The 21,462-nt window shown below is 51.2% G+C and carries 17 protein-coding genes and 1 pseudogene; 10 read left to right on the forward strand and 8 right to left on the reverse strand.

Going from position 1 to position 21,462, the window contains the following annotated elements:
• Window positions 1–12: 12 nt before the first annotated feature.
• On the reverse strand, window positions 13–1,761 hold the full coding sequence (locus HH215_RS21915) for a sulfatase family protein (protein ID WP_169281834.1): 1,749 nt from the start codon (window positions 1,759–1,761) through the stop codon (window positions 13–15).
• Between the two features lie 97 nt (window positions 1,762–1,858).
• On the opposite strand from HH215_RS21915, the gene HH215_RS21920 reads away from it, so the two are divergent.
• The 3 genes from HH215_RS21920 to HH215_RS21930 are packed head-to-tail and all read left to right on the forward strand — an operon-like array spanning window position 1,859 to window position 5,594.
• Complete coding sequence (locus HH215_RS21920; protein ID WP_169284521.1) at window positions 1,859–3,388, forward strand: spore germination protein; 1,530 nt, start codon at window positions 1,859–1,861, stop codon at window positions 3,386–3,388.
• Window positions 3,385–4,485 carry a GerAB/ArcD/ProY family transporter gene (locus HH215_RS21925; RefSeq protein ID WP_169281835.1) on the forward strand — a complete coding sequence of 367 codons (1,101 nt, stop codon included), beginning with the start codon at window positions 3,385–3,387 and terminating at the stop codon, window positions 4,483–4,485. Before HH215_RS21920 ends, HH215_RS21925 begins: the two co-directional genes overlap by 4 nt.
• Window positions 4,482–5,594, forward strand: a complete 1,113-nt coding sequence (locus HH215_RS21930; protein ID WP_169281836.1) for a Ger(x)C family spore germination protein — start codon at window positions 4,482–4,484, stop codon at window positions 5,592–5,594. Before HH215_RS21925 ends, HH215_RS21930 begins: the two co-directional genes overlap by 4 nt.
• 123 nt (window positions 5,595–5,717) lie before the next feature.
• Here HH215_RS21930 and HH215_RS21935 read toward each other — a convergent pair whose 3' ends face one another.
• Complete coding sequence (locus tag HH215_RS21935) at window positions 5,718–6,455, reverse strand: uracil-DNA glycosylase family protein (protein WP_169281837.1); 738 nt, start codon at window positions 6,453–6,455, stop codon at window positions 5,718–5,720.
• 184 nt (window positions 6,456–6,639) lie between these two features.
• Here HH215_RS21935 and HH215_RS21940 point away from each other — a divergent pair, with 184 nt between their 5' ends.
• Window positions 6,640–7,785 (forward strand): Gfo/Idh/MocA family protein, encoded by a 1,146-nt coding sequence (locus HH215_RS21940; protein ID WP_169281838.1) that lies wholly within the window; start codon window positions 6,640–6,642, stop codon window positions 7,783–7,785.
• 73 nt (window positions 7,786–7,858) lie between these two features.
• Here HH215_RS21940 and HH215_RS21945 read toward each other — a convergent pair whose 3' ends face one another.
• Together HH215_RS21945 and HH215_RS21950 are read right to left on the reverse strand one after the other, a co-directional pair.
• Window positions 7,859–8,731: a helix-turn-helix transcriptional regulator gene (locus HH215_RS21945; RefSeq protein WP_169281839.1), complete on the reverse strand. Its 873-nt coding sequence runs from the start codon at window positions 8,729–8,731 to the stop codon at window positions 7,859–7,861.
• A 35-nt stretch (window positions 8,732–8,766) separates the two neighbouring features.
• Window positions 8,767–9,969, reverse strand: coding sequence for an AraC family transcriptional regulator (locus HH215_RS21950; RefSeq protein ID WP_169281840.1), 1,203 nt, complete (start codon window positions 9,967–9,969; stop codon window positions 8,767–8,769).
• Between the two features lie 181 nt (window positions 9,970–10,150).
• Between HH215_RS21950 and HH215_RS21955 the strand changes: the two genes are divergently transcribed.
• The 6 genes from HH215_RS21955 to HH215_RS21980 are packed head-to-tail and all read left to right on the forward strand — an operon-like array spanning window position 10,151 to window position 16,336.
• Window positions 10,151–11,275, forward strand: a complete 1,125-nt coding sequence (locus HH215_RS21955) for a Gfo/Idh/MocA family protein (RefSeq protein ID WP_254450182.1) — start codon at window positions 10,151–10,153, stop codon at window positions 11,273–11,275.
• Between the two features lie 13 nt (window positions 11,276–11,288).
• Window positions 11,289–12,134 carry a DUF6807 domain-containing protein gene (locus HH215_RS21960; RefSeq protein WP_169281842.1) on the forward strand — a complete coding sequence of 282 codons (846 nt, stop codon included), beginning with the start codon at window positions 11,289–11,291 and terminating at the stop codon, window positions 12,132–12,134.
• A 20-nt stretch (window positions 12,135–12,154) separates the two neighbouring features.
• Complete coding sequence (locus tag HH215_RS21965) at window positions 12,155–13,183, forward strand: NAD(P)-dependent oxidoreductase (protein WP_169281843.1); 1,029 nt, start codon at window positions 12,155–12,157, stop codon at window positions 13,181–13,183.
• 46 nt (window positions 13,184–13,229) lie between these two features.
• Window positions 13,230–14,555, forward strand: a complete 1,326-nt coding sequence (locus HH215_RS21970) for an ABC transporter substrate-binding protein (protein WP_169281844.1) — start codon at window positions 13,230–13,232, stop codon at window positions 14,553–14,555.
• 18 nt (window positions 14,556–14,573) lie between these two features.
• On the forward strand, window positions 14,574–15,503 hold the full coding sequence (locus HH215_RS21975) for a carbohydrate ABC transporter permease (RefSeq protein WP_169281845.1): 930 nt from the start codon (window positions 14,574–14,576) through the stop codon (window positions 15,501–15,503).
• Complete coding sequence (locus HH215_RS21980) at window positions 15,500–16,336, forward strand: carbohydrate ABC transporter permease (RefSeq protein ID WP_169281846.1); 837 nt, start codon at window positions 15,500–15,502, stop codon at window positions 16,334–16,336. Before HH215_RS21975 ends, HH215_RS21980 begins: the two co-directional genes overlap by 4 nt.
• Window positions 16,337–16,426: 90 nt before the next feature.
• Here the strand turns inward: HH215_RS21980 and HH215_RS21985 are convergent, their stop codons facing one another.
• The 4 genes and pseudogenes from HH215_RS21985 to HH215_RS36470 form a co-directional block, all read right to left on the reverse strand.
• A complete protein-coding gene (locus HH215_RS21985; protein ID WP_169281847.1) occupies window positions 16,427–17,302 on the reverse strand; it encodes a carbohydrate ABC transporter permease in 876 nt (291 codons plus the stop codon).
• A gap of 18 nt (window positions 17,303–17,320) precedes the next feature.
• Complete coding sequence (locus HH215_RS21990) at window positions 17,321–18,217, reverse strand: ABC transporter permease (RefSeq protein WP_169281848.1); 897 nt, start codon at window positions 18,215–18,217, stop codon at window positions 17,321–17,323.
• 69 nt (window positions 18,218–18,286) lie between these two features.
• Window positions 18,287–19,981, reverse strand: a complete 1,695-nt coding sequence (locus tag HH215_RS21995; protein ID WP_169281849.1) for an extracellular solute-binding protein — start codon at window positions 19,979–19,981, stop codon at window positions 18,287–18,289.
• Between the two features lie 149 nt (window positions 19,982–20,130).
• Window positions 20,131–21,303: pseudogene (locus HH215_RS36470) on the reverse strand (ABC transporter substrate-binding protein).
• Window positions 21,304–21,462 lie beyond the last annotated feature (159 nt).

The following is a 21,462-nucleotide window of genomic DNA, read 5'->3' on the forward strand; positions in this document are numbered from 1 at the left end:
TCCGAATCCGTCTCATCTATGCCGAGGATACAGCCGTTTTCGTGCCCGCTGTTCATCCAGCAACTTCATCATCTGCCGCTGTATGCCCAGGGAATACTCGGTTACATTCGTATACGCAAAATTACGTGTTTCCAACGGGTCTTCGGACAAGTTATACAGCTCGTATTCGTCCTGAACCGGCTGAGTTTTCACCGTTGTGACCCAGCCGGTAAGTTGCCCCTCCTTCGCCCCCTCTCCGTCAACGGGATGAACGGTTACGTCCTGAACGCCCGGCTGACTCCAGAACTGGACGTTGTCGAAGTAACGGGAATACTTCCACAATTCCTTCTTTCCATTCCGCATGATAGACATAATAACCGTCTCGATATGATTGGGTTGAATAACTGAGGAATAAGCGATTCCGAGCGGACTGACCTGATGCTGGCCTCGAGTAATATCGTCGTCCGTCATGAAATACACCGGTTCGTCGTCAATCCCGGCTCCATTCCGTCCCCTCACGTAAGGAGCCAGATTACGACCCACGAAGGGATGAACTTCGCTGAATCGGCTCCTCAATCGGACCTGAATCTCTTCCGTATCCGCATTCGCTAACCCAAGCATCGTAGGCAAGAGATCCATATGACTGGTCAATGCCTGACAATCTATATGCCGCGGAAATAGATGTCGGTTGTGAATGACCAAAGGGACATGCACAATCTCTTCGTAGGCGCTGTACATTTTCTGAAACTGTCGTCCGTGAGCACCTAACAAGTCTCCATGATCGGACGTAAAAATCACGATCGTGTTGTCATAGAAAGAAGAGCGGGTTAACGCTTCGAATACCCGGTTCATTTGCCAGTCGGCATTCTTCTGGAGCTGGAAATAAAGCTTGCGGTAGTGCGCTTGATCCGTTATGGGCTGCATGGCTTTCGGGTATAGTTCGCGATAACTCGTTTGACATCGCGGTTTCGCGGCTAACGATTCGTCTAACGTCGGAGGAGGGGCGACTTCCGGCATCGGTTCGACGTCAAACCGAAATTCGGGCAGACGCGCCGCAAGATCGCCATATAACACGATATCGTGCGGATTCACGAAAGAGGCTACGATTAACCAGGGCGGGACATTCCCGCCCTGCATGCATTGACGGTCGAGCGACTCAATAAGCCGGACGGCTTCCGCAGCATAGACCTCGTCGCGGCCTCGCAGGCCAATCGAAGCGGAAGAAGCCGAATTGCGAGGATTGCGGCCATGCGGCTCCGGACCGATCCAACCGTTGAATCCGAAGCTATCCAGCCGGTCGGCATGCTTGTATAAGGCTTCTCGTTGCAGGTCGGGAACACCCGTTACGGGATTATAGCTGATGAGGCCGTTATGCGTTCCCGGAATGACGATATCTTCATAGGAAATATGCCATTTCCCTCGGTAGCTCGTCAGATACCCCGCCTCACGGAAGTAATCTCCCATCGTTGGCACCGTGTTGCGATCCAACCAATGCATATCCGAGTCGAAAACTCTCTTAGCGATTCCGGTCGTCTGGCTTACGCCATGAAGAGACGGGTATTGACCCGTAAAGATAGTCGTCCGACTAGGAGAGCACGCGGTGCTGCCAATATAATGCCTATGAAATTCCAGACCGTGAGACCTTAACCGCTCCTGCGCGATGAGATTGCGCTTACGCCATTCTTTGATTTCCGAATTCTCATACACCGGAGGATAACGCTCCTCATCGACGAGCAGAAATAGAAAGTTAGGCTTTTCAAGAGAAGACCGGGAATTGTTCATGGCAGTCACATCCCTAAGTATGTTTTGATTTCCATTTGCCCATCCTTGAAGGGACTAATCGATAAGTCATAAGCTGCTCAGAATAGGGTGAGGGATGATGTTCGGAATATTTCACTTCTTGAGGAAAATCCGCAATTCCAAATATCGCGACTCCAACAAATCCGTCGCTTCCAGAGTAAATAATTCCCTTAGCAAAAAACTCTCCGATAACCTTCAATACCTTAATCAATTGTTTGATATGGCTCCCGATTTGGTCATCCGGCACATCCATTCGGATCAGGGTGCCGTTTACGCCGCACTCGTCTATTTGGACGGCATGACGGATAAAAATTCGATAGAAAACAACATCTTGCGCGATCTCGCGAGGGGGAAGGCCCCGAACGAGGTCAGCGTGGGAAGTATTAAACAGACATCGGAATGGAAGCAGATCGAGTACGATATTTTGGATGGACAGAGCGTTCTGTTCGTCGACGGGCAGCCGAAGGCTACCGTCTATTGTACGCAAGGATGGCCGCAAAGAGCGGTTGAAGAATCTACCGTCGAAACCTCTATTCGCGGAGCGCATGAAGGCTTCGTAGAAACCAGAAGCCAGAATATCGCGATGATTCGCAGATATATCCCCAACCGGGAGCTGAAAATCAAGGAACTTATCGTTGGCCTCCGGGGCAAAACGAAAGTCTCGATTCTCTATTTAGGGGACGTCGCTAATCCGGATATTCTTAAGGAACTCGAAACCCGCATCAATAAGATCGATATCGACGCGATCATGAATACCGGGGAGTTAGCCGAATTTATCGAGGATAATCCTTATTCTCCGTTTCCCCAACTTATTCTAACGGAAAGACCGGACACGGCGGCTTCCCATATCCTTCAGGGAAGGTATATCGTCGTCGTGGATAAGTCGCCGACCGTCATGGCCGCTCCAGCTCATTTTTTCACCTTTTTAACCAGCGTCGACGATCACAACAGCCGTTGGATGATTGCTTCTTTTACCCGAATCCTTCGTTTTATTGCGGCGTTTATATCCTTGTTTTTACCGGCCGTCTATATCGCGTTGATTTCATTCGATTACGAAGTCATTCCCGTGCAGCTCATTCTCTCGATTGCAGAGACGAGATCGCGCGTTCCGTTCCCTCCCATCTTAGAGGCTATGTTGATGGAAATCACGATTGAAATGATGAGGGAAGCAGGCATTCGTCTCCCGGCGCCGATCGGACAAACGATTGGCATCGTGGGAGGTATCGTCATCGGCCAGGCGGCCGTCCAAGCCGGTATCGTCAGCAATATTATGGTTGTCGTCGTTGCCACTACCGCCATCGCTTCTTTTCTTATGCCTAACTATGATATGGGAGCAGCCATTCGGCTGCTTCGGTTTCCCATGATGTTACTGGCTTCGATGTTCGGAATCGTGGGCATCGTTATCGGTGCGATCGCCTTAGTCGCGCATCTCGTTGCTCTCGAATCTTTCGGAACCCCTTACGGGAGTCCGCTTGCGCCTTGGAGATTCGCGGATATGAAGGATATGTTCATTCGCGTCCCGATATGGGCAATGATCAAGCGACCCAAGAGCACGGATAACATTCAAGCCATCAGACAGAACAAGCATCGGGGTGACGAAGACTCTTGAAGAAAGATGCGAAGAGCGGTATCACGTTCATGCAATTTATTTTTATTATTCATGGCAGCCAATTAGGGACGGGAATATTTTCTCTTCCGAAAGATTTAGCCGAACATGCAGGGACGGACGGCTGGATATCCCTCATCCTTGGATGGTCCCTGAGCGTGATCGCCAGCATTGTCATCGTGCTTATTTTTCGCAAATTCCCTAATGATACGTTGCCGGAGCTCATGATCCGTCTTTTCGGCAAGATTATAGGGAAGGTTCTGATCGTCCCCGTCATTTTTTATTTCGCTTTTTTCGTATGGACGATTCTCACTTCCGCGATGATGTTTATTAAGCAATGGTTTCTGCCGATGACGCCGGATTTTGTCGTCATGCTCCTACTGATTGCCCCGGGCTTTCTGGTTGCGCGCAAGAGCTTGCGCATATTAGGCCGCTATTGCGAGTTGGTCTTTTACATCATGATGGTGATGTTCTTTCTCTTTTTGTTCCCGATAGGAGACAGTCACTGGATTCATTTGCTCCCGATTCTGAAGGAAGGTTGGTTTCCCGTCTTTCAGGGGGTCAGTTCTTCGGTTTATTCTTTCCTCGGTTTCGAAATCGTTTTTTTTATTTATCCTTATTTGCAGAAGAAGCAAATGGCGATACGCGGAGTCGTCATCGCCAACACCATTACGCTACTCTACTACTTGGAAGTCACCCTCATTTGCTTCGCCTTCTTCAGTCCCGACGGAATCACGGAATATAACCAGCCCGTATTCAACTTATTGAAAATCATTGATTTTGACTTTTTGGAACGGATCGACATGTTGTTTTTGGCCATTTATTTGTTTGAAGTTTCGACGACTTGGCTTCCTTTTACGTTCGGAACGTTATTAAGCCTAGGCCTTCTGTTCGGAACAAAGAATACGGCGCCTTCCGCCTCCGTCTTGTTCCTGCTGATCGTCGTGCTCGTCTTCTTCATTCACCCCTCTTGGAATCAGAACGCCGAATGGATGCTATTCATCGGTACGGCAGGAATCGGGTTCGCTTACGTATTTCCGGTTTTTCTTTACCTCTATGTTCTTGTATTTAATCGACTGCGACGGAGTGAGTCCTTGTGAAACGCGTTTACCTCGTTTGTCTGCTGCTGTCGCTTTCCATTCTGCCGGGTTGCTGGGATCAAACCAACATCGAAGACATTTCGCTGTCCTTGCTGCTTGGAATCGATCTCGATGAGAACGATCATCTCGTTATTTCCTCATCGGATCCGATCTTTAATAAAGAAGCGAAAGAGAAAGATGAAAAAAGCGTCGTTCAAGCTTCCACCCTTAGACAATCTAGAGACAAATTCGACGCTACGATTACCGCTTTGACTAGCCGGGGCAAAGTCCAAGTGATGCTCATCGGCAAACGAGTTGTCGAGCATTCGGACTGGTATAGCCTCCTAGACGCCAGCTATCGCGACGGTAAAAATACGACAATGTCCAGGGTCGCCCTCGTAGACGGTTCGGTTAGCGATCTGGTCAAGTTCACGCCCGCGGATAAGCCGCGACTGCCTTTATATTTGTTAACCCTAATCGATACCGCCCGCGATCAGAATATTTCGGTCAAAACGTCGCTTCAAGAGCTTCATCGTCAATATACGGAGAAAGGGATGAGTCCTAGCATTACGGAGTTGAAAAAAGACGATCAAATAAAAATAACGGGTACGGCTCTCTTGAATCGTTCCGGCCAATACAAAATGACGCTTAACGCCGATCAAACCAAGTTGTTAAGAATCCTGCAGCATGAAACAAAGGGAGAATTCTCTTTTACCGTCACCCTCCCCGATCAACCTAGCGATGGTTTTTTTCAAAAAAACAAAATGAGCTTCTTTCCGGATTTCATTCGCGTTAAGACAAAGACGGATTATAAAGACAACGGATTCGTCTTCGATATTAAGGTTAGTATGGGAATCATCGTATCCGAACGCCTATTTCGCTTTAACGGCAACAAGAACACTCCCGAATTGGAAAAGCAACTTCAGGAGGAGCTGCAAAATCAATTTCGAGAGTTCCTCAAAAAAATCCAATCGGCCAAAATCGATCCGATCGGACTCGGCCTGTACGCAAGAGCCTACGAGTATGCCGAATGGAAGAAGGTTCAAGACACTTGGGAAGAAGCGTTCTCGAAGGCGACAGTGAACGTAAAGGTCAAAGTCAAAATACGGGCAAACGGCTCGACTACATAAGGATTAAGGGTTCTCCGTTACGGGTACTAATGGATTAACCCGTAATAAACATATAAAATCATACTTGAACCCGAAGCGCGGAAATTCGTTGAAGCTACCGCGAATCCCCCCACAGCCTATGATTTAAGGTAAGTTAAGACCCTTCAATTGATTCCTCATCCGCTCTTGATGGTCCGCGAACTGCTTGTGTCTATGCCCGTTGGCTCCTGACGGATGAGGAAATCCCCATATGCATTGCTTGTCATCCAGCTTTCCTTCACGTACAAACGCGCATAACGCGCTCTCCACTATTTTGCCCAATGGGATAATAAGCGTCTGTTTCATCCTTTCTAGCTCATCATGCAAAGACGGCATCGCCGCATTCTTAAGAAACGGGGTAGAGAGAAGATTCGGGTGCGTTCCGCTATAGTTCTTCTTCTCGACGAACACCGGAAACCGCAACAAGGAAGTCGTGTGCAGCAGCGTCTGATGCTCCCGAAACAACTGTTCGCAGCCGGACAGGTTCAAATGACGGTGCAGGCCGATTCCGTTCAACATCCGAATCAGATTCTCTTTCATCGTCCCCGCGAATCTCGCCGCCTCTTTCGCTTGCTTACAAGCTTCCTCGTCGGGTAGCCCTTGTTCCAAAGCTGCTTTGGCTACTTGCATGGCCGTTCTCATTTGCGTAAAACCGGGCGTTAATCCGATGATCATCACCTTCGCCGAAGAGTTGATATACTCGTTGTGCGGCGCATAGTACATTTCCAGCTTGCCGTCGCGAGCTATCAGGAAATCATCGACCAGCAAATCTTCTTTGGATAGAATTCTATCCTTAGGAAGAGAAAGAATAGCCGATTTATATTTTTCCAACTGACTGCGCATCTGTTCCCTCTCCCGCCAGAGTCGTCCGGTTTCTCCCGTTAATTTTGGAAGCATATAAACAAGTATCGCCCAAAACCTGAACAGATTACAGCTTTTCTCCTTTCCAGTTCATTCACGGCCTCTCCTGGATTACTCATAATGATTACAGGACAACATTGATGACGAATAGGAGAGAACTCTACTTATGGCAGAACAAAGCAAAAAAATAAGAGTCGCCGTCGCAGGATTGCGATTCGGGGGTGCGTTCGCTCCTATCTACCATGCTCATCCCGACGTGGAATACGTAGGGATTTGCGATCCCGATGAAGAACAATTGAAGAAATACGGCGATACGTTCGGGTTCGAACGCAGACACTCGAATCTGGATGAGCTTCTGCAATCGGATGAATACGACGCGATCCATCTCGTCACTCCGATTCCTCAACACGGCAAGCAAGCCGTCGACGTCCTTCGCTCCGGCAAGCATTGCGCTTGCACGGTACCCGCGGCTACGACGATCGAGGAGCTGAAATCGATCGTCCAAGCGCAGAAACAAAGCAATAAAAACTACATGATGATGGAAACCGCAGTCTACACGTATCCCTTCTTGCATGCGCAAAGAATGCTGCAGCAAGGGGACTTCGGCCGTATCCAATTTTTGCGCGGGGCTCACTATCAAGACATGGAGAACTGGCCGGCCTATTGGATGGGCTTGCCTCCGATGCATTACGCCACTCATGCGATCGCGCCGCTTCTCGCTATATCTGGCGCGCGCGCAACTAAAGTCCACTGCTTCGGATCCGGCGTCATGCGGGAAGAGCTTCGTCGCCAATATGGCAATCCGTACCCGGTAGAAACGGCTATTTACCAATTGGACAAACCGAACTTGAGCGCGGAAGTAACGCGTACCCTGTTCCATACCGCTAGAAGTTACATGGAGAGCTTCAACATTTATGGCGAACGGGCATCCATGGAATGGCACATGGAAGACGAGGAGCAAATCTTGTTTAAGATGGGGGCGCTCATGGAGGGGCGAGGCCGATCGATGTCGTCGGAGAGGATTAAGCCGGCATCCCGACCGGATTTGCTCCCGCCGGAGCTTGCGCGTTATATTACGCACCAGATCGAGCTTGATCCCGACAATCCGCATCAATCCGTGCTGCAAGGGAACGGGCACCACGGTTCCCACCCTCATCTCGTTCATGAATTCGTCCGTAGCATCGTCGAAGAACGCAGGCCGGCTATCGATGCGATAACCGCGGCCAATTGGACCGCGGCAGGGATATGCGCTCACGAATCGGCCATGAAAGACGGCCAGGAAGTAAGGATTCCGTCATTTGACGAAATCTAACATAGAACGGCCTCTTGTCGGGGCTCCGTACCGGAGCGTCTCGCTAAGAGGCTGTTTTTTGCATGTCGGGTTGTTAGACCCGGTATATATTTTTCATGTAGTCGGAAGGAGAATCGCCCATCACTTTCTTAAACACGCGGCTGAAATAATAAGCGCTCTTGAATTGGAGCCGATCGCTCACTTCGCTTACGTTTAGCGTCGTATACTTCAGCAGCTCGGCCGCCTTCTGAACACGCCGCTGCTCATGGTACTTGAATATGCTCGTGCCTAACTTCGTTTTGAACAGCGTACTCAAATATTCATAATTCAGCTGGAACGTTTCTCTGATTCGATTCGTATCGAGCGGTTGCTCGCAGTGTTCCTCCAGAAAGCGAGCCAATTTCAATACTAGAAGATCGGACTTGCTCTGGGACTGCTTCTGCTGCGAATACCCGAACACTTCAAGCAACAACCCCATCGTCTCCATGCTGAGATGGACGTGACGGAGAGGACGAGAAGTACGGTACGACTCGTGGATCGACGCGAGTTTTTTCCGAATCGAGGGATGGGCGATAAGGTTAATGGATTTGGGCAGAGCGATCCTCAACTCGTAATCCTTGGGCGATATCGGATAGGAAGAAGAAGCGGACAGGGCGTTAGGTAAATCGCTCTTTGACTCCGGTAGATCATGCATCCCATCATAAAAGTGAATCCAAAAAGTCGTCGTACCGGTCAATGTCCCTTCTTCTCCGTAGTGATGGACGCCTTTTTTCAGAAAAAAAAGATCTCCTTCGCGCAGTACGTACGCAATTCCGTCTTCGACCACTTGCATTTGACCCGTAACGCAATAAATGAGAACGTGATAGTCCGTTATTCGGTTCGGATGAATCCATCCCGGTGTCGTAAGCGTCGTTCCGACGTCGCGAATATACGGGTAATGACTGGCCGATAGACACACTTCATGCATGCGCAACATTCTCCCTCGCTAAGATTGATCTAACGTCAATTAGACAGCCGATTCTCTTCCCGATATTGGCCGGGTCTAATCCCGGTCGTTCTCATAAAAACGACGCTCATGTATTCCGTATGCTTGAATCCGGTAATTTCGGCGATGGACGAAAGGGGAAGCTTCGTTTCGACGAGCAGTTTTTTGATGTCTTTGACTTTAACCGCGATAATCTCTTCATGCGGCGTTCTACCCAACGCTTTAATAAACCGGCTATCCAGCATACGGCGGGAAATGGACAACTCGGAAAGAATATCTTGAACTTGTATGTCCTCATGGGCGTGCTCCCGAATAAACCGTACGGCATCCGAGACGACCTTGTCTTCTACGGCAAGCACATCCGTCGACATCCGGACTTGAATGCTTAACGGTTCGATTAAATGGGCTTCCGCGCCGATATCGGCGCCGGACATCATGCGTTCAAGCAATTCCGCCGCCACATATCCCGTTCTTACGGCATTCGACTGGATGCTGGTGAGGGGAGGATCCGAAAGCTCGCACAGAACTTCGTCGTTATCCACGCCGATCACCGCGATTTCATCCGGCACGGCAATTTCGGCGAATCGGCAAGCTTCCAGAAGCTGCTGTCCGCGGCTGTCGTAACAGGCCATAATGCCGATCGGCTTGGGAAGGCTTTGCAACCACTGAATCAACTTATTTCTCTCCGAAACCCTAGAGGTTCTTTCGAGCGATTGTTGGGATATGAAGGTGTGGCAGTCAAACTGTTGCGCGGAGAGCTCGTCTTCGAAATAAGCGCCTCGTTGCTTAGACCATGGAAAGCGGGAATCCCCGTAAAATCCGAAGTTCTTAAATCCGCGTTCGAGAAAATGTTCGGCCGCGAGCTTCGCAATGGCTCGGTCGTCGGTTTCGACATAGGGCAAACTCGGTATGATTCTGAACGCGCTAAGATCAACCGTCGGAAAACCGGCATCCAGAATGTAACTAGCGGTCTGTTCATTCTCTATCCGGGCAATAATCCCGTCCCCCCGCCAGTCGTTCAACCAAGTTAAATCCGTATTGTCTCTGCTGTATTCGTTCAAATAAATGGACCAAAGACGCCGTTCTCGCGTAAAAGCCCGTATGCCGTTAAGCAAGCCTCGGGCATACTCGTTCGAGGTTTCTATTAAGAGCGCGACATGTTTCCTCTGCAAGCTCGATCTCGACCGCTTCTTGCTCTCGTTCGCTGGAAATAATTCCATGGTGGCCTCCCCCTTCTTAATAGCTATACTGCAATTATAGTGCGATTTACGCCTGTTTTCGAGAAGAAATGTACGGTGAAAATTCTCATTTAAATAACGAGAGTTCGCATCGACTATCGGCATGTCTGTAAATATAATCAAATTACACTCATGCTATCGATTACAAGAGGAGGCTACAACCGTGGGCACAAAAATTCGAGTCGGCATCGTCGGACTAGGCTTTGGAGCGGAATTCATCCCGATCTATCAGAACCATCCCCATGCGGAAATGTATGCGATCTGTCAGAGAACGGAGGAAAAATTAAATCAAATCGGCGATCATTTCGGCATTCAAGCCAGATATACCAGCTTTGACGAAATGCTGAAGGACGATAAGATCGATGCCGTCCATATTAATTCACCCATTCCTAATCACGCCGAACAAAGCATTGCCGCATTAAAAGCGGGTAAGCACGTAGCTTGTACCGTGCCTATGGCGACTACGTTAGAGGATTGCAGGCGGATCGTAGAAGCGCAGCGGGAATCGGGAAAAATCTATATGATGATGGAAACCTGCGTGTACACCAGAGAATACTTGTACGTGAAGGAATTACGGGACTCCGGCCAGCTAGGAAGAATTCAATTCCTGCGCGGCGCGCATCATCAGGAAATGAAAGGCTGGCCGGGTTACTGGGAAGGGCTTCCCCCGATGCATTACGCCACGCACGCCCTCAGTCCGTTGCTCGCGCTCGCAGGCAAAGAAGCGGATTTCGTATCGTGCCTAGGCTCGGGCCAGATTGCCGATCAGCTCGCGTCCAAGTACGGATCTCCCTTCGCGGTAGAGTCGGCATCCTTCCGCTTGCGGGATTCCAACTTGGCGATGGAAGTTTCCCGTTCGTTGTTCGAAACCGCGCGGGAATACGTAGAAAGCTTTAATGTATACGGCGATCTTATGAGCTTCGAATGGCAACAGACGGAAAAAGAACATCCCGTCGTCTTCCGCGGCGAGCAAGCCGAGCGGGTCGAGGTTCCCGATTATGCGGGATTACTGCCGGAAGGCATTCGCAAGTATACGACGGAAGGCGTTTACGATGCCGCGGAGAACGTGCACTTATCCTTCGCTCAGGGAAGCGGACACGGAGGCTCCCATCCGCATCTTGCCCATGAATTCATTATGAGTATCATTGAGCAGAGGGCTCCTTTCCCGGATGTATATACATCCGCAAACTGGACATCCGCCGGCATATGCGCGCATGAATCGGCGATGAACGAAGGAAAGCAAGTTAGGATCCCCGATTATCGGCAAGGCAGTATAATCCCAGAGTAAGGAGATGATCAGCATGAGCATTGCAGAGCTTAAAGCATCAAGCTCGGACAGCAGCATCCGGATTTATCGCGCCGATCAGACGGAGCCGTTCCTTGTACAGCAGGCGCAGCCGAATAGCCGCCCGTACATCCATCCGGTAGTCGCTCCGGATGGCCAAGGGATTCTCACCGAGAACGCTCCGCCGCACCATCCTTGGCAGCATGGCATTTACGTCGGTCTGAACGATGTGAACGGCGTCGGTTTCTGGGAAGAGGGCATACGCGGCAATCCGGCGGACGGCAGCTTCCATCCGAAAACCTTGAAGGAAGCCATCGTGAAGGGAAACACGGTAAGCTGGGAGGTCGAGACGGATTGGCAAGATCCGCAAGGCGGCTCCATGCTGACGGAGCTTCAGCAATGGAAGCTGAAGGACCTGGGCGACACCTACGAGCTTGACCTCGAGTGGACGCTGCGGGCGGAGATCGACCTGGTTTTCGGCCAATACGAGTATGGCGGATTATTCCTTCGCATGCCTTACCGGCAAGAATGGGGAGGCGAGGCGCTGAATAGCGAAGGTCTGAAGAATAGCGAGGCCGAAGGGCTACGCGCCCGTTGGGTGGCATGCAGCATGCCGATCGAGGGCAGAGACGGACCGGCGGGCATTGCCTTCATGGATCATTCGGGCAACTTGGAGCATCCCGTTCCCTGGCGCGTCGACGGGCAGATGGGAATTGCGCCAAGCCCATGCATCGTAGGGTCGCGGGAGCTTAAACGGGGAAATTCGGAGAAATATCGTTATCGAATCGTCGTATTCTCCGGCGCCGCTAATTCGCAGTCGTTAAATGATAGCTGGTTATCATTCAGTCAATTCATAGATTAATCACCAATGGGGGAATCGACATGAGCAGCGTTATCGTTGTACATCCGAATTTTGAAGTCACCTGGCCGTGGGCCGCTGGACATCTACATGCATTATGGCAAGCGCAAGGTCCGGTGGAATTTATTCGACTGTCGCCCGGGGACGAAAGAACGCTAGGACAGATCGTAACTCGGCAGGATGAGGTTACTCGATTGGTTTCGCTTGCCGTCCCCGCTACGGCGGACTGCTTGCGGTCTTTCGTCCGCTTGCGCGAAACCGCTATCATTACCGAGCCCTATCAACTGAAAATGCCGGAGGAATTGGGGCAATTATTGAAGGATGCGGGAGTGAAAGCCTACACCCAACTCAGCGAAGGCTTCTGGGGGCAATCCGTATCCGAGTTCGGCCTTGCGCTAACGTTATGCGGCTTGCGCAGAATTCCTCAAACGCATCTGGAGATGATTAGCAGCCTCGCCCCTTGGGATTATAACCCGGCAGACGGCATCGGCCGCCCTCATACGAGAGGCGAGCAATTCGGGGACGATGCGAATTTCACGAACGGTACGATTGCGGGCAAACGTATCCGCATCGTCGGCGCCGGTAATATCGCATCGCGATACGCCAGCTTCGTCCACATGATCGGGGCGGACGTTGCCGCTTGGGATCCGTTTGCAACCGAACCGTCCTTCCACAGAGCCGGTGCTCGAAGAGAGCATCATCTGGATCAGTTGATTAAGGATGCGGAAATCTTCGTCCCTATGCTTCCTCTAACGGAGAAAACCGAAGGACTTATAACGGCGGAACAGATTAATGCGTTACCTAAAGGATGTCTGGTCGTCCTCGTAACCCGGGCGACGATATGCGACATGGACGCCATTCGTCGAAGAGTGCTTAACGATGAGATCAGCCTTGCGGCGGATGTATTCGATATTGAGCCGGTGACGCTGGACGATCCGTTGCTTGGAAGGCACAACGTGGTGCATACGCCGCATAATGCCGGACGGACGATCGATGCCAACTATAGCTGGGCCGAGAAGCTTGCCGAACAGTTTCTTCCGGTTGCGAAATGAAAGCGGTTACCCAACACCTAAAATCGATAAAAAGGGGATGTACTCAATGAAGAAGAGAATGGGGTTCGCCCTGCTTCTCATCCTTGCTCTAGTCCTTGGAACATTGTCTGGCTGCTCGAACGGCAAAAGCGGTTCAAACTCAGGCAATTCCTCGAATGATTCAGGCGGTAAAACCGAAATCGTATTTTGGCAACCGGATCTGGCTAACTGGCAACCGCTCTACAACAAATTAGTGAAGAAGTTCGAGGAAAGCCATCCGAATATCAAGGTCAAAATGACGAATATTCCGGAGGAAGGCTATTTCGAGAAGCTAAACACGGCATTCGCTGCAGGAAAAGGTCCCGATCTCTGGGTCGGTTGGTATGCAACCGATGAATTCGATCGCGGATATATCGCTTCGATCGATGAATTCATCGAGGCCGACAATTGGGATATGTCGCAATACTTTCAACCGATCACCGATTTAAGGCTCAAGGGATCGGACGATAAATACTACGGCTTGCCGCGCGATTTTTCCAATTACGTCATGCTGTACAACAAGGATTTGTTCGATAAAGCCCAAATTCCTTATCCGACGGATAACTGGACGTTCGACGACTTCCGCAGGATAGCGAAACAGCTTACCGACACGGACAGCAAAACATACGGCACGGATATCGTTACCGACGGATGGGGAGATTCGCCTCTGTTATGGAGTCTGGGCGGCGATATGATTAGCGATGACGGCTGGACGGTGAAAGGGATATTGGATTCGCCGCAGACGGTGAAGTGGTTCGAGTTAGGTCAGCAAATCGTCAATGATGGCAGCAACCTGCCCTCGTCCATAGCCGAGACGATGACCGGGGATAACGGTCCCTTCGGTTCCGGAAAAGTCGCCATATCCATAGGCTCCATGTGGGGATATAACTCGCTTAAAGATCTGCCGTTCAAATTCGGCGCCGTTTCGTACCCGCAAATTCCCGGAGTCGAGAATTACGGCTGGTCGGATATCGTCAGCTGGTTTATGAACTCCAAATCGAAACACAAACAGGAAACCTGGCAATTCATGAAATTTATGTCCAGCACGGAAATTGCCCAAGAAGTCGTAGAAGAGATGACATGGGGGCCTCCGATCCCTAGCATCTGGGAAGATCAGAAGCTGGTCGAAGACGAAGTGTTGAAAGTATTCTACGAACAAGGAAAAAGGCCGACAAAAACGCCCACTTATGTCCGAAGCAACAGCTGGCAAGCGATCGAGAACTCCATACTCGGGATTGTAACCGACACCTTGCTTCCGCTCAAGGGGACTCCGATGAAGAACCCGCAGGAAGTATTGTCGAAAGCGGCCGATGAAATCCAGAAGACGCTGGACGAGACCAAGGGTCGCAAATAATTAGGAGGCAAACTAGCCATGGCGAATCTTTCGAAAAGTGCCCGGCGAGAGCAGAGATTGGGATATGCATTCATTTCACCGTGGATCGTCGGCTTTCTGACTTTCGCCGCATTCCCAATTATCGCATCATTGGCTCTGAGTTTTATGCATTGGGATATCTATCAGCCGCCGAGTTGGATCGGACTCGATAATTTCACCCGATTATTTCGGGACGAGTTGTTCTACAAATCGATGAAGGTGACGTTGACCTATAGCGCGATGTCCATTCCGCTTAGCTTGATATTAGGCTTAATGCTGTCGCTGATGCTTAATCTGAAGTTAAAAGGGATCAACTTCTTCCGCACTCTCTTCTATTTGCCGTCCGTGCTAACGGGCGTTGCGGTGTCCATGATATGGTTATGGATCCTTAACGCGGAGTACGGTTTGTTGAACAACTTTCTAAGCTGGATCGGCATTGAAGGACCTCAATGGCTTAAAGATCCGAAATGGATCCTTCCCAGCTACGTCGTTATGAGTTTATGGGGAGTCGGAGGCAGCGCGATTCTGTTTCTAGGCGGATTGCAGAACATTCCCGAGCACCTCTACGAAGCGGCAAAGATCGACGGAGCCGGAACCTTCCGACGATTCTGGAAAATTACGCTTCCCCTACTGACTCCGACATTGTTTTTCCTATTGCTAATGGGCATTATCGATTCGTTCCAAGTATTTACGCAGGCTTATGTGATTAACGGCAGAGGCGCGGGCGGACCGGATAATGCGGGACTCTTCTATATGCTTTACTTGTACCAGAACGCTTTCAAACAGTTCGATATGGGCTATGCTTCGGCAATGGCGTGGATCGGCGGATTGTTGTCGCTCGTATTGGCCCTAGTCGTGTATACGACGCAAAACAGATGGGTCTATTACGAAGCGGAACAGCCTACGCAACGGAAGAAGGTGGAGAAATGAATACGAAGAGTTACAAATCGCTGACCAAGGGAACGACGTATGTTGTCTTGATCGCGCTGTCGTTCGTATGCCTGATCCCCTTCTTCTGGATGATCTCGACTTCCCTGAAGACGAAGGCGACAACCTTCCAGATTCCGCCGCAATGGATTCCGGATGATCCGAAATGGAGCAACTACGTCGATGCGTTTTCTTTCGCGCCGTTCGGTACCTATATTACGAATACGATGACGATCGCGGTGTTCGTCATCGTCGGCCAGGTGGTGTCCTGTACGCTTGTCGCCTATGGCTTTTCCCGATTCCGGTTTCGCGGACGGGAAGTCCTGTTCATGGTTATGCTCGCGACCATGCTCATTCCGGAACAGGTAACGATGATTCCGACCTTCTTGCTGTATAGCGAGCTCAATTGGATCGACACCTATTTACCGCTCATCGTGCCTGCCTATTTCGCCAGTCCGTTCTTCGTATTCCTAATGAGACAGTATTTATTGACCATTCCTAAGGATCTAGACGAAGCGGCCAAAATAGACGGAGCAAACGAACTGCAAATCTTGTGGAAGGTGTTAGTTCCCATCTTGCGCCCGTCCATGACGATTATCGTGGTCTTTACGTTCACTAACGTATACAACGACTTTATGGGACCGTTGATTTATTTGAACTCGTCGGAGAAGTTTACGATCGCCGTCGGTTTGGCCAATTTCTTGTCTAGCCGCGGCGCCGAGTGGAATCTCTTAATGGCCGCGTCCACCGTAATTGTCTTGCCGCTTCTGGTGATCTACTACTACGCTCAGAGAAACATGATTGGCGGCATTGCCAGCATGGGCGTTAAAGGGTAACATCGTTCTCTTACTTTCGATAGTTGCACCAAAGGCCCGATTAGCTCCTATTGGCTAATCGGGCCTTTTTCCGTGCAGCGACGCGGTCGATTATTCCTTCACCGACCCCATCACGATGCCGTGGATGAAAAACCGCTGAAGGAACGGATATACGATGAGAATCGGCAACGACGCAAGAATAATCTGAGCCGAAATGGCGGATCGATTCGTGAGCGAAGCCATAACGGAGTTCTCGTCGGCATTCACCAGATTGCGAGAAGCGAGCACGACGTGCAGGTAAGTCTGCAACGGATAATTCTCCGTCTGATTCATGTAGATCAGCCCGTCGAACCAGGAGTTCCAATGACCGACAACGCTGAACAGCGTTACGGTCGCGATGACCGGCAAGGACAACGGGACGTAAATCCGCGTCATGATCGTCCACTGGGGCGCCCCGTCGACGAGACTCGCTTCCTCCAGCTCCTTGGGCAACTGGCGCATGAAATTAACCATAAGAATGACATTGAACACCGGTACGGCTCCCGGAATGATAAGAGCCCAGATCGTATCGATCAAGTGAAGCTCGTTAATAATCATATAAGTTGGAATGAGTCCGCCGCTGAAGAGCATCGTAAAGACGAGCGCCCAGACGTACACGCTCCGGCCTTTAAAGTAAGAGCTTTCCTTCGACAACGGGTACGCCATCATAACCGTAAGAAGGAAGTTCAGCAATCCGCCAAGAACGACCCGCAGACCGGACACGCCGAACGCGTCCCAGAATTTATCCAACCGCAATATGTTCGCGTAAGAGCTTAAATTGAATTCGATCGGAATTAATCCGACGATGTATTGGTTCGCCGGTCCTTCTCCGCTTATCGAGACCATGGCGATATGCCAGATCGGGACCAAGCAGAGCAGCGAGACGGCGGCTAGAACGACGTAATTCAACATATCGAAAGCCTGAAAGCGTTGCAGGCGTATTCTCATAACGAGTCGCTCCGTCCTTTAGAAAATGCGATAGTTCGCGTAGCGGTAAGCCAACCGGTAAGAGGTCACGATTAAGGCGAAACCGATCAGCGACTTCAACAATCCGATTGCGGTGGCGAGTCCGTACTGCGCCTGAATAAGTCCCATCCGGTAAATATAGGTGTCGATAATATCCGCCGAGCTTATCACCATCGGGTTGTATAGGTTAAAAATTTGATCGAAGCCGCCGTTGAGCACGTTGCCGAGACTCAAGGTCGACATGAGCACCACGACGGGAAGAATCCCGGGCAACGTAATATAGACGACGCGCTGCCAGCGGCTTGCGCCATCGATCGAGGCAGCCTCGTACAAGGCGGGATTGATTCCCGTAAGCGCGGCTAGATAGACGATCGTCGAGAAGCCGAATTCCTTCCAGACGTCGGTGGCGATCAGCATGACGCGGAACCAAGCTTCGTTGCCGAAGAAGAAGATCGGCTGAATGCCCAGCGTCCCCAGGGCTTGGTTAAACGCTCCTCCGTTAATGGAGAGAACGTCGATCAGGATGCCGCCCAGAATGACCCAAGATAGGAAATGCGGCAAATAAACGAGACTTTGCACCGTGCGCTTGAACCATACGATTCTCGCTTCGTTCAGCAATAAAGCGAAGACGATCGGCACGAGCAGCCCGGCGGCGATCTTCATCAGCGAGATCTCAACGGTGTTCCTAACGGTCTGCATCGTGTCCGGCAACTCGAACAAAAAGCGAATATGCTCGAGCCCGACCCATTCGGAAAACAAAAAACCCTTCGTCGGATTAAATTCCTGGAAAGCGATAACGATGCCCACCATCGGCAAATAGGCGAATACGAACAGAATGAGCATTCCGGGCGCCAGCAGCAAATGGAAGAACGCCCTGTCTTTCCTCGTGATCTTCATGTACAGTACCTCCCGCGAGCAGCGAAGCGGAGACCTGCCCGACGGCAAGTCCCGCGCTTCCTCTCCCCGTTACTTGGCCGACGCCCAAGCGTTGACTTCTTCCGTAATGGCGTCTCCGCCCAACTGTTTCCACTGCTTGACGAACTTATCGAACTCATCGATGTTCGAGGTGCCCATAATGATCTTGGTGAACGTCTCGGACTCGATCTTGTTCAGATTCGCCAGTCGCTTGACCATCGTGTCCGTAGGCGCTCCGAGGAACGATTGGTGAACGAAGTTCTCGCCGTATTGCTCCAGCACCGCTTCCGACTCGGAGAGATACTTCATGAACGCCCAGCCGTTCGGCTCGTTGTTCTTATAAGCGTCCCATTTCCATTTGCCGTCCGGATGAGTGACGAGAGAACCGTCATCCTTCTCCATGGCCGCTCTGAATTGTTTCCCGATGACCATGTTCTTGCCGGGATCGTCGAAGAAGTAAGGTTTGGCGTATTGGTGGATTTCTTTGCCCTTGTATTTATCGCTACCCTGGATTTCTTTATAGAACAAATCATTGTACTTGCCGCCTTCGATCCACATCTCCGCCCACAAGTTCATCGACTTCACGAGAGCTTCGGGGTTAGCCATGCCTTTCCGGGCAACCATCCAGTTATAGACGTTCGTCGGTCGCTTCGGAACGATCGTTCCGTCCGCTCCGGCCGGAATCGGATAAGCTGTCCAGTCCGATTCGGGAGTATGCGTCTTGGTCGTCGAGAGCGGATACAGCGGCTGCCAGAAGGCTCCGAAATAGATGCCGCCCTTGCCCGCGCCGATATCATCCGCCGCTTTGCCCCAATCCTTGGCTCCGAATTCGGGATCGATCGCTTTCGCCTTGTAAAGCTCTTGCAGCTTCGCTAACGCGGCCTTCATCTCGGGCTGGACGCTTCCATAGGCTAGCTTGCCTTCGCCGTCCTTGATCCAGATCGCCCGATATCCCTTATAGGCGGCGGCTACTCCATCGAAAGCCATTCCCAACGTATTGTCCAACGCGATGCCGTATGTGTCTGCTTTATTGTTGCCATCGGGATCCTGCTGAGCAAAAGCGGTCGCGACTGTCACAAGCTCATCGATCGTCTTCGGCGCTTGGAGCTTCAGCTTATCCAGCCAATCCTGACGGATATACATGATCGCCGCGTTCTCGAAATAGTCGACCGGTACCGGCATTCCGTAGATTTTGCCGTCTACGCTCGCTGCCTCGAAGCCTTCTCCTCCACCATACTCCATAGCTTTGCGCAGCAAAGGAGACGCGTATTTCTCGTAGGCTTCGGTCAGATCCGCCAGTTGATCCTGTTTGATCATTCGGTGCAGCTGGTTCACGTCCACCTTCGAAATATCCGGAAAATTGTTCGTGTTGATGGACAAGTTCATCTTCTCTACGGTTTGAGAAGCGTCCGATACCCACTTGTTTACGAACTGGATACCGAGAATGTCCTTGTAAGTACGGGTCATGATATTGTCGTTGATGCTTTCTCCGTCCGCGAACAGGACGTTCGTACCCGTCGTACCGACGACCGATACTTCGATCGGGGGATCGAATTTGCCGAGCGGGTCCTCCGCCTTTACTTCCGCCGCGGGCGTCGTCGCTTCCGCACTCGGGGAAGCGCTTCCGGTTTGCGCCGCGGGCGAACCGCTTGCCTGGGTATTGTCCTTCTTCGAACAGGCTGCAGCGAAAACCAACAGCAATGCCATTGCTACCATAATCATGCCGCGAATCTTTTGACCTCTCATACCGTTACCTCCGTTATGTTCTTTTTTCAGACTGGATTCCGACCCCTCTTAACGAAAGATGACCGCAAACACGTTAACGTGTTCATGGTCATCATTATAAAAGGACGGGAGTCTATTCTTTTAAGGAGTTGAAGTATACTTTCCAAAGGTCACTTCTCTCTAGCGCGATCCAGCACGCGATCCATCGCGGCCAGAATGTCGTCCGCGTCCCCTTGTCCGGCGATCCAGTCCTGAAATCCGGTACACAAAGCCTCCGCTACCCCGACCGGCCAAGCCTGATTGCTGAAGACCACGGACTCGTTCGTTTGCATAAGCGCCGCGTACTCATCGAATTCCGCTATTCCGACGTCTTCCCCCTTGAACGCGGGGAACACTTGATACTGCCGTTTGAACTCTTGGTACAAAGGGGAAGTCCTGTTGAATTGGTAGGCCATCGCGTCAAGCACCTCGGGCAGATTGCCGGTATTCTTGTTAATAACCGTGCCTCCCGCGGGACCTACCGACAGGATTAAGTCCGCTCCCGGCGCGTTGCCGGGCATGGGCATGAAACCCCTCTCGAACGTGTCGGCTCCCTGCTGGGTGAGGCTGCCATAGTCCCAATTGCCGCCGAAGATCATCGCCGCCCGGCCGTCGTTGAACCAAGCGGCCGCCTGGGCCTCGCCGGTCTCGAGAGAACCTTCGCTTATATATCCGCGATCGTACAACAACTTGTACATGTTCAGGACGTCTCGCCATTTCGATCCGGCGAACGTTCGGGTGCCGTCAAGCAGGCGCCGGTCGAAGTCGGGATCGTCAGGATAGACGATCGAAGCCGCGAGCGGATACAAGCCGAACTACAAAAACCACCAATCCTTATCCGGCATAACGATCGGCGTGATCCCTGCCCGCTTTAGTTTCTCGCACGCGACCAGAAACGAGCTCCAATCCTTCGGCCAATCCGAGATACCGTAACGTTCCAAAGCATCCTTGTTGTACCATACGCCCATCATGCTGAAGCCCTTGGGGAGACCGTATACCCGGCCGTCGACCGTGAAGCCTTCGAGCGCTTCCGGGGAGAAGGATTCGAGAATCTCGAGCCCCGTCAAGTCTTGCAAGTATCCCGCGCGCGCCAGACCTTCCAGCTGTTGCATCGGCCACCACTCGAAGAAATCCGGACCTTCGCCCGCGGAGAGCTGCATGAGCAAAGATTTGGTATAGGCGTCTTCTGGCAGCATCTCCGTCTCGATTCGGATATTCGGGAAGCGCTCCTCGACTAGCGTAGGGAACAACTGCATCACGTACCGATTGTTGTCCCTACCGTCGGAGGAAACGCCCATATGCATGAATTTCAACGTAACGGGGTTCGGCTCCGGACGGTTCTCTCCAGATTGCTCCGCGCAACCGGTTACGACGGACAACCCTATAATCAATTGGAGAAGGCTCGTCCATGTTCGTTTCAATGTCTCACCTCGGCAGACTCGAAATATGCTACTATTATAATT

The organism is Cohnella herbarum (genome assembly GCF_012849095.1).
Classification (GTDB): domain Bacteria; phylum Bacillota; class Bacilli; order Paenibacillales; family Paenibacillaceae; genus Cohnella; species Cohnella herbarum.

Bases quoted from the DNA above. Each gene is read 5' to 3' on its own strand.
- HH215_RS21915 (WP_169281834.1), bottom strand. From the start codon at position 1,761: ATGAACAATTCCCGGTCTTCTCTTGAAAAGCCTAACTTTCTATTTCTG.
- HH215_RS21920 (WP_169284521.1), top strand. From the start codon at position 1,859: ATGTTCGGAATATTTCACTTCTTGAGGAAAATCCGCAATTCCAAATAT.
- HH215_RS21935 (WP_169281837.1), bottom strand. From the start codon at position 6,455: ATGCGCAGTCAGTTGGAAAAATATAAATCGGCTATTCTTTCTCTTCCT.
- HH215_RS21940 (WP_169281838.1), top strand. From the start codon at position 6,640: ATGGCAGAACAAAGCAAAAAAATAAGAGTCGCCGTCGCAGGATTGCGA.
- HH215_RS21945 (WP_169281839.1), bottom strand. From the start codon at position 8,731: ATGCATGAAGTGTGTCTATCGGCCAGTCATTACCCGTATATTCGCGAC.
- HH215_RS21950 (WP_169281840.1), bottom strand. From the start codon at position 9,969: ATGGAATTATTTCCAGCGAACGAGAGCAAGAAGCGGTCGAGATCGAGC.
- HH215_RS21960 (WP_169281842.1), top strand. From the start codon at position 11,289: ATGAGCATTGCAGAGCTTAAAGCATCAAGCTCGGACAGCAGCATCCGG.
- HH215_RS21965 (WP_169281843.1), top strand. From the start codon at position 12,155: ATGAGCAGCGTTATCGTTGTACATCCGAATTTTGAAGTCACCTGGCCG.
- HH215_RS21970 (WP_169281844.1), top strand. From the start codon at position 13,230: ATGAAGAAGAGAATGGGGTTCGCCCTGCTTCTCATCCTTGCTCTAGTC.
- HH215_RS21975 (WP_169281845.1), top strand. From the start codon at position 14,574: ATGGCGAATCTTTCGAAAAGTGCCCGGCGAGAGCAGAGATTGGGATAT.
- HH215_RS21980 (WP_169281846.1), top strand. From the start codon at position 15,500: ATGAATACGAAGAGTTACAAATCGCTGACCAAGGGAACGACGTATGTT.
- HH215_RS21985 (WP_169281847.1), bottom strand. From the start codon at position 17,302: ATGAGAATACGCCTGCAACGCTTTCAGGCTTTCGATATGTTGAATTAC.
- HH215_RS21990 (WP_169281848.1), bottom strand. From the start codon at position 18,217: ATGAAGATCACGAGGAAAGACAGGGCGTTCTTCCATTTGCTGCTGGCG.
- HH215_RS21995 (WP_169281849.1), bottom strand. From the start codon at position 19,981: ATGAGAGGTCAAAAGATTCGCGGCATGATTATGGTAGCAATGGCATTG.